The organism is Flagellimonas amoyensis, assembly GCF_003058265.1.
Classification (GTDB): domain Bacteria; phylum Bacteroidota; class Bacteroidia; order Flavobacteriales; family Flavobacteriaceae; genus Flagellimonas; species Flagellimonas amoyensis.
This window is the reverse complement of sequence record NZ_QBUK01000001.1, coordinates 34,374-47,204: the sequence shown is the minus strand read 5'-3', so window position 1 is coordinate 47,204 and position 12,831 is coordinate 34,374. Positions and strand designations below refer to the sequence as shown.

Below are 12,831 nucleotides of genomic sequence, written 5' to 3'. Positions count from 1 at the left end.
AAAGCCATGTTTAAGAACTATTTTAAGATTGCGTGGAGGAACCTTACCAAGAACAAGGCCTACACCGTTATCAATGTGGGGGGGCTTGCGCTGGGCATGGCCGTGACCTTGATCATTGGCCTATGGGTGAGTGACGAGTTGAGTTACGACAACTACTTTACCCATAAGGACCAGATTGCGCAAATTTTCCAATCACAGACGTTTAATGGGCAGACAGGGACGGGACCGGCCATTCCCCGACCACTCGAAAAGGCTTTCAGGGATGGGTACATGGACAATTTCAAGCACGTGGCCATGTCTTCATGGAACACCTCGCAATATTTGAAATACAAGGAAACGAGCATCTCCCGGGATGGTAATTTTATGCAGCGTGATGCCCCTGAAATGCTCGACCTCAAGATCCTGAAAGGTGAAAAGGACGGCTTGCGCGAGATCAATTCCATCATGTTGAACGAATCCACGGCCAAGGCCCTTTTCGGTGATGAAGAACCCATTGGGAAGACCATTGAGGTGAACAGTCAATACGACATGATGGTGACCGCCGTGTATGAGGACATTCCTTTCAATACCTCCTTCGTCGACACAAAATTTCTGATGCCCTGGGACAAATATGTATCGGTGAACGAATGGATAAAAAATGCTGAGGACCAATGGGGAAACAACTCCTTCCAGATGTTCGTGCAGATTGCCGACAACACTACCATGGAACGGGTGACGTCCACCGTAAAAGATGCAAAAAAGACGCTCAATAAAAATACGGAGGAGTTCAACCCACAATTGTTTCTCTTCCCCATGAAAGATTGGCACCTGCGCAGCAACTTTGAAAATGGGAAACAGGTTGGCGGACGAATCAAACACGTGTGGCTCTTTTCCATCATCGGGGCTTTTGTACTCCTATTGGCCTGCATCAACTTTATGAACCTCAGCACGGCCCGTTCCGAAAAAAGGGCCAAGGAGGTGGGTATCCGTAAATCCATTGGCTCACAACGTATTCAATTGATCAATCAGTTCTTGGGCGAATCCTTTTTGGTGGTGCTCTTTGCCTTTGGCATTGCCATGCTCATCGTTCTGCTGTGTCTCCCCGGGTTCAACGACCTCGCCAAGAAAGAAATGTTGTTCCCCTGGAGCTCTGCGGAGTTTTGGGGCATGTCCTTGGTTTTCATTCTCTTCACTGCTGTTCTGGCGGGAAGTTACCCAGCCCTATACCTGTCTTCCTTCAGACCTGTGAATGTGCTGAAAGGGACTTTCAAGGCCGGAAAACATTCAGGACTGCCCAGAAAAATCTTGGTTGTGGTACAGTTCACCGTATCCGTGGCCTTTATTATTGGCACCGTCATCGTGATGCAACAGATCAACCATGCCAAGAACAGGCCCATTGGGTATGACAAAGAAGGACTGGTCCAGATCCCGACCATGAGCCAAGACTTCACGGGCAAGTTTGAGTTGATGCGGGACGAGTTCATCGCTTCGGGTGCAGTCATGGAAATGTCCACCTCCAGCGCACCTACCACCAATATTTGGTCCAATCGAAGCGGATTTGTTTGGGAAGGCAAACCGGAAGGCTTCCAAGAGGATATTGCCTGGACCGAGGTTTCCCCGGAATATGCAAAAAGCCTCGACTTAAAAATCGTTCAAGGAAGGGATTTTTCCAGGGAATTCCCATCCGACTCCAATGCCGTATTGATCAACGAGACCGCTGTCAAATATATGGGGTTGGAAAATCCTGTAGGCCAATTCATCAAAGATGATGATGAAGAGGATCCCGGACCTCCCCTGAAAATCATCGGGGTGGTGCAGGACATGATTGCCCAATCGCCCTACGAGCCGGTAAAGCAAGGCATGTATGTCTTTGACAAATACAACAACGGATCTTATTATAACCTTCGGTTGAACCCTAACCAAAGTGCCAGCCAGAACATTGCCATTATTGAGCGTGTGTTCAAGGAGCATTTTCCCGAAATTCCTTTCCAATATGACTTTGTGGACGAGGAATACGGAAAGAAATTTGCTTCTGAGGTGCGTATTGGCACACTTTCCGGCATCTTTACGGCCCTTGCCATATTGATCAGTTGTTTGGGGCTTTTTGGGCTCACTTCCTTTGTGGCGGAGCAGCGTACCAAGGAGATTGGTGTCCGAAAAGTATTGGGAGCCTCTGTTTTCAATGTCTGGAACATGCTTTCCAAGGACTTCTTAAAACTGGTCATCATCTCCTGTTTCATCGCCGTGCCCATTGCCTATTACATCATGAACGGATGGTTGCAGGAGTATCCTTACCGTGTGATCTTGAAGTGGTGGATTTTTGCCCTGGCCATGATCGGGGCGATGCTCGTCACGGTCATAACCGTAAGTTTTCAGGCCATAAAGGCCGCAAGGTCCAATCCTGTAAAAAGTTTGCGTACCGAATAAAAAAAAGAAAAACATGTTCAAAAACCACCTAAAACTCGCCTGGAGAAGCATACTTAAGAACAAATTGTTCTCTACCATCAATGTGATCGGGCTTTCCATCGGACTTTGTGCCGCCATGGTCATTGGGGCCATTGTGTACTATGATTTTTCATTTGATCGGTTCCATCCCGACAGTGATCGGATCTATAGGATCACCACGGTGTTCAAATCCAACGACGCGGAATTTTCCAACCGTGGGGTCTCGGTTCCTTTGATGCGTACCTTTCAAGAGGGTGTGCCCGGTGTGGAGCTGACAGCCCCTTTCTTCAACACTTCATTTTATAAGGTGGAGAACAGGGAGGCCGACCTGAGTTTTAGGAACGCGGAAAACGCAATTCTTGCCGATGATGCCTATTTTCAGTTGTTCCAATATGAATGGCTGGCAGGGGAAAGCAGATCTGCCCTTTCGGAACCGGGCCAAGTGGTCCTTTCCCAAGAAAAGGCCGAAAGATATTTTCCGCACACCCAAGTGACGAACATTATTGGGCGCACACTGATCTATAATGATTCCATTCCCGTAAAAGTGACCGGGGTAGTCGCCGACTTCGAAAAGAAAAGCGACTTGACTTTCACCGAGTTCATGTCCCTGGCCTCTGCCAAGATGTTCGATAGAAAAGACGTGGCCACCAACGATGCCTGGAACAGCACAAGCTCTGGAGATCAACTTTTTATCAGGATAACGGATGCGTCCAGCATCCCTGCCATCCAATCCAGATTGGACGCTTTGGCGGTTGAGCACAAAAACACGGAGCCTTGGGCCATCAACGATGAGCGGTTGTTCGTTCTCCAGCCCTTGGCCGACATCCATTTTGGAGGAAAACATGGCGACTATCCGTTCAACAATTCGGACCATGTGGCCAGCATGACCGTTTTAAAGAGCCTTGCCTTCGTGGCCCTCTTCCTGCTCTTATTGGGTTGTGCCAACTTCATCAATCTGACCTCTGCCCAAGCATTGACCAGGGCCAAGGAAATCGGTATCCGCAAGACTTTGGGGAGTTCAAAGAAACAAGTGGTTCGGCAGTTCTTGGTGGAGACATTCATCTTGACGTTGCTGGCCGCAGTGCTGTCCTTAGTGTTGGCACCTGTACTCTTGCGCCAGTTCAGGGACTTCCTGCCCGAAGGCGTCGATCTCTCGGTGCTCTACAGCCTCAAAGGCACCTTGGGCATATTGGCATTGGTTGTTGTGGTGAGTCTTCTTTCAGGCTTTTATCCTGCCTTTGTGCTGTCCAAGTTCAAGCCGGTCCTTGTCTTGAAAGGTCAGTTCAGCAAGGGGGACAAAGGGGTTCGCCTAAGAAAGACACTGACCGTTTTCCAATTTGTGGTGGCACAGGTCTTTGTCATCGCCACCGTATTGGTCGGCAAACAGATCTACTTTGTAATGAACAAGGACATGGGCCTCAAAACCGATGCCGTGGCCTACGTATACCTGCCTTGGAGCAACAATTCCGAGGTAAAAAAAGAACGCCTCTTCCATCAAATTAAAGAGGTCAAGGGCATTTCCAATGTAAGCTGGGGAAACAACCCCCCTACTTCCAATAGCACTTCCTCTTCGATACTTACCTATTACAAAGATGGAACGGAAATGCACCAAGAAACTGAATTTTTGTGGGGTGACCTTTCCTATTTAAAAACATACCAAATTCCCTTATTGGCCGGAAGAGAGCGATTAAATGACAGTATCCGGGAATATGTGGTGAACGAAGCTTTTGCGAAGGTTCTGGGATTCCAAAATGCTCCGGATGTTGTGGGGGCAACAGTCAAGTTGGACACGATGAGCATTCCCATTGTGGGATTGATGCGGGATTTTAACCAACGTTCCCTGCGGTCCACCATCAACCCCATGGCACTTACGGGTGATTGGGGAAATGGCGAATACTCAAATTTCCGAAGCATCCATTTTGATCTGGGCAAGGATACGGAACAGTGGGCAACATCCATCGCGGAGATTGAAAGCAAATGGGCCTCTGTGTTCCCCGATGAAGAGGTGGAAATCGAATTCATGGATGAGACCGTGGAAGGTTTTTACAGAAGGGAGCGCAGTACCATGCAATTGCTCAAATGGGCCACCGGCCTGGCCATTATGATCAGTTGTCTTGGCCTTTTGGGATTGGCGGTCTATACCACGGAACGAAGGATAAAGGAAATTGGGGTACGCAAGGTGCTTGGGGCCAATTTGGGCCAACTGAACCTGTTGTTGTGTAAGGAATTCTTACTGTTGGTCGGTGTCGCCTTCGTTATTTCCGTGCCCATTTCGTGGTACCTCATCCATGAATGGATGCAGAGTTTTGCCTATAAGACCTCCATGAGTTGGTGGGTATTCCTTTCCAGCGGACTGGGAATGGTGGTAGTGGCCCTGGCTGTCATTGGGACAAGGACCTATAGGGCGGCCAACATCAATCCTGTGGAAAGTTTGAGAACGGAATAACATTCATCAAAAACGAAACGATTAAAAAAATGTTAGGTCTAAAAACATATCTCCGACACCTCTCCAGAAACAAAATGTACACGGCCGTGACCGTTTTGGGCTTCGCCCTGTCACTCACCTTTGTACTGCTTCTTGGCGTCTATATCCAAAATGAACTGTCTGTTGACAATTTTCATACAAATGGGGACAGAATCTATCGCCTGGAAAATGAAACGGTGGACTTTTCTCCTCCCATAGCCACCGACCTCAAGAACAGTTATGCTGAAATCGAGGATTTTACAAGGGTATGCAATGTCTCAGGACGAATCTCCCAAACCGATGGCCAAAAGGTAAAATTTGATTATCTGGCTGTTGACCCGGGCTTCTTCAAGATGTTCTCCTTTCCCTTGATGAAGGGTGAAGCGGAAGATGCACTCCAAACCGAGGATGGTATTGTCCTGTCCCGGTCCACCGCCCTGCGATTGTTCGGTTCCACCGATGTCATTGGCCAATCGGTTTTTATCAATACAGAGCATAAGTTCACGGTCACGGGTGTCATGGAAAACTTTGCGGAGAACACCCATTTCGTTGCACAAGATGCGTTGGTCAACCTAAAGGCCTTAAAAACCATATGGGGCTTTGAGAACATCATGGATGAATATGGTTGGTGCTCTATCAGTATTTACTTTATGGCCCACAACAATGCCAATCTTCCCGCGAAAGCCCCACAGATATTGGAAAATTTCAAAAAAGATTTTTGGCTGTACAAAGAGGGCTGGGCAAGTACGGTGGAATTTACTCCTCTAAAAGAACTGTATTTCAGCAACAAGGCCGGCAATGCAACAAAAAGCAACAGCAAGACGATGATCATCATTCTTTCGGCCATTGTATTGATCATTTTGTTGTTGGCGATTGGCAACTATATCAACCTCACCATCGCCCAGGCGACCTTTAGGGGGAAGGAAGTGGCCGTAAAAAAACTATTGGGAGGGTCCAAGGAAAAATTGATGCGTCAGCTGGTGACGGAATCCTTCGCTCTGTGCTTCGTTGCTGTTTTACTTGCCTTCCTGCTCGCCAAATTGTTGGAGCCTACCCTAAACTCCCTATTGGATACCCATTTGAACCTCAATCAGAGCCTGTCGTTCTCCAACATCCTATTGGCTTTGGGCATGCTTCTCTTGATCGGTTTTATCTCGGGCATTGTCCCTGCTTTGAAAATTTCGAGCTTCAAACCCATTGAAGTGGTCAAGGGTGAATTACGGACCAAGGCCAAAAGTGTTTATGCCAAAGCTTTCATCACGTTCCAATATACCGTGGCCATTTCCCTATTGGCCTGTAGCTGGATCATTCTAAAACAGACCGAATATCTCAGAAGCAAGGATCTAGGGTTCAACAAGGAAAATATTGTACACTTGGAATATTTGGGCGGTACCAACCAAAAAAAAGCCATTGCTGGCGAACTCCTAAAAATTCCAGGCGTAAAGGGAGCTTCCTTGACCTGGCAAAGTCCCTTGAGTGGGGGCAGCAACCAAACCTTCGATCACGAGGGGAAATCGGTCAGCTTTCAGGAATTTGCAGTGGATTCTGCCTTCTATGATGTCTTCAACATCGAAGTGATGCCCACCGGGGTGGCCTACGCCCCCAATGGGGTCGTCCTCAACGAAGCCGCTCTAAAAGAGCTGGGGCTCACCGGAAACCCTGTTTCCTTCAAAATGGAAGAAAGGGACATTCCCATTTTAGGAGTGGTCAAAGATTTCAATTTTAAGCAATTACGCAGTAATATTGGTCCCTTGATGATGCACCAACAATCCCCGGAGCGCTTTGTTGACAACATTTTCTTGAAAATAGATGGAAAAGGAGTTGTAAACACCCTCGACCAGATCAAGTCCACTTATGCCGGCATTGTAGGCGATGTGGAATTTGATGTCCGATTTGTGGACGAGACCATAGACCAATGGTACAAAAAAGAGGAACGCACCGGAAAAATCATCAGCTACTTTACGTTCTTGGCAGTCGTTATCTCTTCCATGGGCATCTTGGCCATGGCCACTTTCTATATGCAGCAGCGAAAAAAGGAAATCGGGGTGCGCAAAGTGAACGGGGCCACCATTGGCAAGGTGATGGTACTTCTGAACAAGGATTTTGTGAAGTGGGTGGCATTGGCCTTTGTGATTGCCGTGCCGCTTTCTTGGTATGCCATGAACAGATGGCTGGAGAGTTTTGCCTACAAGACCCGCATGGACTGGTGGGTGTTCCTTTTTGCGGGAACGCTAACCTTATTGGTGGCCCTGCTTACCGTAAGTTGGCAAAGTTGGAGGGCGGCCAGCGCCAATCCGGTGGAAAGTTTGAGAAGCGAATAAAGAAAACATCAATCTAAAAAATGGAAAAATCATGTTGAAGAACTATTTTAAGATCGCTTGGCGAAACCTTGTGAAGAACAAGGTGTATTCCTTCATCAATATTTCGGGGTTGAGTTTGGGTCTGGCCTGTGCGATGTTGATCATTCTCTATGTCAAGGATGAGGTGAGTTATGACCGATTCCATAAGGATGGAGAACATATTTATCGGATTGTAAGCCAAAACTTTAACGAAAGTGGTGTCCCGGATGGCATGAACTCCAGTACCGGCTTTCTGCAAGGGCCAAGGTTTACAGAGGACATTCCGGATATCAAGGAATATGTGAGGATACAAAGTACCAGAAGGGATGTAAAGATTGGGGCTGAGGTCGCTTCCCTGGATTTGTTCTATGCCGATCCCAACTTCTTTTCCATGTTCACCTTCCCGGTACTCTCAGGAAATCCCAAGACCTGCTTGTCCGAACCCTTTTCGGTGGTCATTTCGGAAGAGCTTGCCCTCACCCAATTTGGTACTACCAATGCGGTGGGCAAGACCATGATGTTTCGCGACAATGAGGATTTTGTTCCCTATACCGTGACGGCCGTATCCCAGAAAAGTCCACAAAACTCTTCCATAAAATTTGACATGCTCCTGCCATTGCATGTTACTGAAAAGGACCTCGCCAACAATTTCAACTGGTTCAATTCTTTCTTGAACACCTTCGTTTCCTTGAGGCCCGGGGCCAATGTGAGCTTGGTCAATGACAAAATGCAGGACTTATATTTGGCGCAAACTTCCGAAACGGCAAAAATCATCAAAGAGCAATATGGGAACAATAGATTGCCCCCAAAACACTTCCTACAGCCTTTTACGGACATGCACCTCAACAAGGAACTCCCTGCCCAAAACGGGTTGACGGATGCCAGCAATCCCACTTTTTCCTATATTTTATCGGGCATTGCACTGTTCATCCTTTTGATTGCCTGTATCAATTTTGTGAACCTCACTGTGGCCCGTTCCGTAAGGCGGTCACAAGAAATCGGCATCCGAAAAGTGGTAGGAGGGAAAAGAAAACAACTCGTGTTCCAGTTCTTGGGCGAATCTTTCCTGTTGTGCTTTTTTGCCTTTGCTATGGCCATACTTTTGGTACAACTCGCCCTGCCCATTTTTAATGGTTTGGCCAACAAGCAATTGTCCATCTCCTTTTTGTTGGACGCCAAGTTGGTGTTGGGGTATGTAACATTGTTCGTGATCACGGGTTTATTGGCCGGGTTCTACCCAGCTCTCGTTCTCTCCAAGTACAGCCCCGTGGATACCTTGTACAGCCGCTTTATGCTCTCTGGAAAGAATTACCTTCAAAAATCACTGGTGGTGCTTCAGTTTACCTTGGCCTCCTTGTTGATCATCTGCACTTTTGTCATTTACGAGCAGTTCAACTTTTTGACCACCCAGGAATTGGGTTATGATGATACTGATCTGGTGTTGCTGCAAAAAAACAACTTGACCCCGGATGAATTTGACACCTTCAAAGCCCGTCTTGCCTCCCATGGAAACATATTGAATGTTGCAGGCAAAAATGCCGGTTATTGGTTCACGGTTGCCAAAGTGGGAGCGGACAAGCAGATAGATTTTGCCAATGAAACGGTAAACCAGTCCTACATCCCCACTTTGGGCATACAACTAAAGGAAGGCAGGAACTTTTCCGAGGACCATCCTTCGGATGCCACACAATCCGTTTTGGTGAACGAGTCCTTTGTGAAGGAAGCTGGTTGGAAGGACCCCATCGGCCAAACAGTGGATTTCTGGTACAATGATGAAAAATACAACGTGATCGGTGTGGTAAAGGATTATCATTACGAATCCCTTGGTCTGACCATCCGGCCACAGCTCTTTACCATGAAACCATCCTACGACCTAGGGATGCTGTACGTGAAAATCGCCCCGGGAAGTGCCACATCATCCATAGCGAACATTGAAAAAGTATTCAGGGACATGTTCCCCTTCGACCCATACAGCTACCATTTTCTGGAAGACCAGAACTATCAAAGCTATGAGGCCGAAGCGAAATGGAAACAGATCATGCTCTTCAGTGCCATTCTCACCATCTTTATTTCCTGCATTGGGCTGTTCGGTCTATCTGTGCTCTCCGCCGAGAAACGGACCAAGGAAATCGGGATCCGAAAAGTTTTGGGTGCTTCCATCAACAATGTGGTTGCCATCCTTTCCAAGGATTTTATAAAATTGGTGTTGGTCGCCCTGTTGATCTCCATCCCTGTCGCATGGGCCATAGCCCATAAATGGCTGGAAAACTATCCCTATCGAATCCAGTTGGGGTGGCAGGTGTTCGGCATTGCCTCCCTATTGGTCATTCTGATAGCGCTGTCCACCATCAGCTTTCAGTCCATCAGGGCAGCAGTGGCAAATCCATCGGACGCTTTAAAGGCACAATAAGTTGACCTGAAGGACTGTATAAACCAAAAAAAGGAAATCATGTTGAAGAACTATTTTAAGATAGCTTGGCGAAACCTCATCAAGAACAGGGTCTTTTCCCTAGCCAATATCATTGGCCTTAGCTGTGCCTTTGCCGTGGCCATTCTTTTGAGTATGACCGCTCTTTTTGAACTTTCCTTTGACCAATTCCACGAAAACAAGGATTCTGCGTATCAGCTTTACCTTTCCAACCAAACCCCAAGGGGTACGGAAATCAGTACTTCCAATCCAGTACCCTTGGCCCCTGCCCTTTTGGAAGAGGTATCGGGTATCAAGCATATTGCTCGGGCGGTGAGCGAGGATGTGTTGCTGACCTACAACGCCAAGGAATTGGGTTTGGATGCGGAATATGTGGATCCAACGTATTTTGACATCTTTACCTATCCCATCCTTTTGGGAAACACCGAGAACCCCTTGCCAGAAAAAAACACGGTGGGGATTACGGAGGAAACAGCCAAAAAAATATTCGGAACCACCGACAATGTGGTCGGAAAGATCATTTCCCTTAAAATGGGAAGGGACGAACAGCCTTTCACTATTGCCTCCATACTAGCAGAGACCCCAAAGAACAGCAGTGTTGACTTTGAAATTGTGGTGCCCTTCGAAAACCACCCGGATTACCTGACCAATAAAGATGTATGGGATTCCCAGTTCCATCCGATATACCTCCAACTGGAAAAAGGGGTCTCTGTGGCGCAGTTTGAACAAAACACAGCTCCCTTTACCGCCCTCCACTACAAGGGAAGTATAGAAAGTGAGATCCGTGATGGTGCCGTTCCGGATGCCAATGGAATGTACAAACAGTTCCATTTGATGCCCATTGCCGATAGACATTTTGCATCCTACACATCTGGTGTCGCAAAAGTGGACCGCATTTTCCCCTATATGATCTTGGGGATAGCCTTCGTGATCATTTTTATTGTAAGTGCCAATTTCATCAACATGAGCATTGCCCTCAGCGAAAAACGCTTTAAGGAAATCGGGATGCGCAAGACCTTGGGTGCCATCAAAAAACAACTCTTCTTTCAGTTCTGGATGGAAAGTGTGTTCGTCTTTGCCGTTTCTGTGGCATTGGGATTGGTGACGAGCAATTTGCTCTTGAATCCGTTCAAAACGCTTTTTAATACCAGGGCCTCATTTTCAGATGTTACCCAACCCATTGTGGTCATTCTTTTTGCACTTGCCCTCTTCATCATCACACTGATTGCGGGAGGTTATCCTGCCCTGATGATGAGCAAATTGGGCACGCTAAAGGCCCTCAAGGGAAAATTGGAGGTAGGAAGGAACCGTCTGCGCAACAGCTTGATCGTTCTTCAATTTGTGATTGCTATCATCCTCATCAGTGGGACCTTGGTGCTACATGGCCAAATCGAATTTATGCGGAACAAGGACCTAGGGTATAATAAGGAACAGGTCATCTCCATTCCTTTGAACGGAAAGAAGAACAGCTACAGTGTGGTGAACCTCCTTCGCGACGAGCTAAAGGGCAATCCGGACATCTTGGGCGTTTCGGGTGCCGACAACAATCTAGGCCGCGGACGGGACGGAAGCCAATCCAGTAGCATGATGGGCTTTGATTACAAGGGAAGGGGAGTCGTCACCAATGCCCTGACCGTCGACTATGACTACACCAACACCTTGGACCTTCCGCTAGTTGCCGGACGTGCATTCGACAGGGATTTTGCCACGGACAGCCTCAGTTTGGTCATCAATGAGACCATGGCAAAGCAACTTGGGGACGAGGACCCACTTTCCATTCGTATTCCCATGGATGATGGCGCGGTAACCTACTCCGTAATTGGTGTGGTCAAGGATTATCATTTTCAGGACATCAGCAAGCAGATAGCACCACTGACCCTGTTCATGAACAAAGATTGGGACCTGTATTATGCCTATGTGAAAGTTTCACCAAAAAATTTGGCCAACTCCTTTGATGCCATAAAAACCGCTTGGGGAAAAATTGAACCCCAGGCCGAATTTTTAGGATCTTTCTTGGATGAAAATGTAGATCGGACCTTCAGACGTGAAAAAACCATGGCCACTATTGTCTCCAGTGGAAGTGTCCTAGGTATTTTATTGAGCTGCATCGGCCTCTTTGCCATTTCCATGTTGGTGGTGGCACAGCGCACCAAGGAAATTGGGGTGCGCAAAGTGGTAGGGGCCAGTGTTTCCTCGGTGGCCTTGTTGCTCACCAAGGATTTTTTAAAGTTGGTGGGCATTGCCTTTGTGATCGCCACGCCCATTGCTTGGTACTTTTTGAATGAATGGTTGCAGAACTATGCCTTTCATGTTACATTGAGCCCACTGTTCTTTATGGGTGCTGGGTTTTTGGCAACCCTTATTGCATTCATCACTGTGGGGACCCGAACCGTGAAGGCCGCATCGGCCAATCCTGTAAAAAGTTTACGAACCGAATAAAAACATCATCATGCTATTACAACTCAACAACTTGTTCAAATGGGTCAACTCCGGTGGCCAACGTATTTTTTTATTGAAGGACATCAACCTTGAAGTAGAGGAAGGGGAGTTCATTTCCATCATGGGTCCTTCGGGTTCCGGAAAATCCACTTTGCTCAATGTCATTGGGATGCTGGATGCCTTTGATGAGGGCGAGTACCACTTTTTGGACGAGTCCGTACATACACTGAAGGAAAAACACAGGGCCAACCTGTACAAGGAATACATTGGATTTGTGTTCCAGTCCTATCACCTGTTGGACGAGCTTACGGTGAAGGAAAACCTAGAAATGCCCCTCATCTACAAAAATTTCAAGGGTTCGGAACGAAAGGCCATGGTAGCCGATATGCTGGACCGTTTCAGCATCGTGGGCAAAAAAGACCTTTTTCCCTCCCAACTGAGCGGTGGCCAACAGCAATTGGTGGGCATTGCACGGGCCCTCATTTCCAATCCAAAGTTGATCTTGGCGGACGAACCGACCGGCAACCTGAACTCCAAACAAGGGGAGGAAATCATGGACATCTTCAAGCAACTGAACGATGACGGGGTGACCATCATTCAAGTGACGCACTCGGAGAAAAATGCGGAATACGGCAGCAGGGTCATCAATCTTTTGGATGGAAGGATGATTTGATTAAAAAAGTTCAAGTATCAAGTTCAAAACAAGAGAAATCCCTTGAACTTGATACTTGCGCTTG

General features: G+C 47.4%; 6 protein-coding genes. All 6 read left to right on the top strand.

Annotated features, from left to right (window positions below; all coding sequences use genetic code 11):
- The first annotated feature begins 6 nt into the window (after nt 1-6).
- Genes DB398_RS00140 through DB398_RS00115 form a run of 6 tightly spaced genes read left to right on the top strand, consistent with a single transcriptional unit; the run spans nt 7 to nt 12,767 of the window.
- A complete protein-coding gene (locus DB398_RS00140) occupies nt 7-2,406 on the top strand; it encodes an ABC transporter permease (protein WP_108422385.1) in 2,400 nt (799 codons plus the stop codon).
- 13 nt (nt 2,407-2,419) lie between these two features.
- Entirely contained in the window at nt 2,420-4,870 is a 2,451-nt protein-coding gene (locus DB398_RS00135; protein WP_108422384.1) for an ABC transporter permease, read from the top strand.
- 29 nt (nt 4,871-4,899) lie between these two features.
- On the top strand, nt 4,900-7,209 hold the full coding sequence (locus DB398_RS00130) for an ABC transporter permease (protein ID WP_108422383.1): 2,310 nt from the start codon (nt 4,900-4,902) through the stop codon (nt 7,207-7,209).
- A 31-nt stretch (nt 7,210-7,240) separates the two neighbouring features.
- Nucleotides 7,241-9,637, top strand: a complete 2,397-nt coding sequence (locus DB398_RS00125; RefSeq protein ID WP_108422382.1) for an ABC transporter permease — start codon at nt 7,241-7,243, stop codon at nt 9,635-9,637.
- 39 nt (nt 9,638-9,676) lie between these two features.
- Nucleotides 9,677-12,094, top strand: coding sequence for an ABC transporter permease (locus DB398_RS00120; RefSeq protein ID WP_108422381.1), 2,418 nt, complete (start codon nt 9,677-9,679; stop codon nt 12,092-12,094).
- Nucleotides 12,095-12,104: 10 nt separating this feature from the next.
- On the top strand, nt 12,105-12,767 hold the full coding sequence (locus tag DB398_RS00115; RefSeq protein WP_072876386.1) for an ABC transporter ATP-binding protein: 663 nt from the start codon (nt 12,105-12,107) through the stop codon (nt 12,765-12,767).
- Nucleotides 12,768-12,831 lie beyond the last annotated feature (64 nt).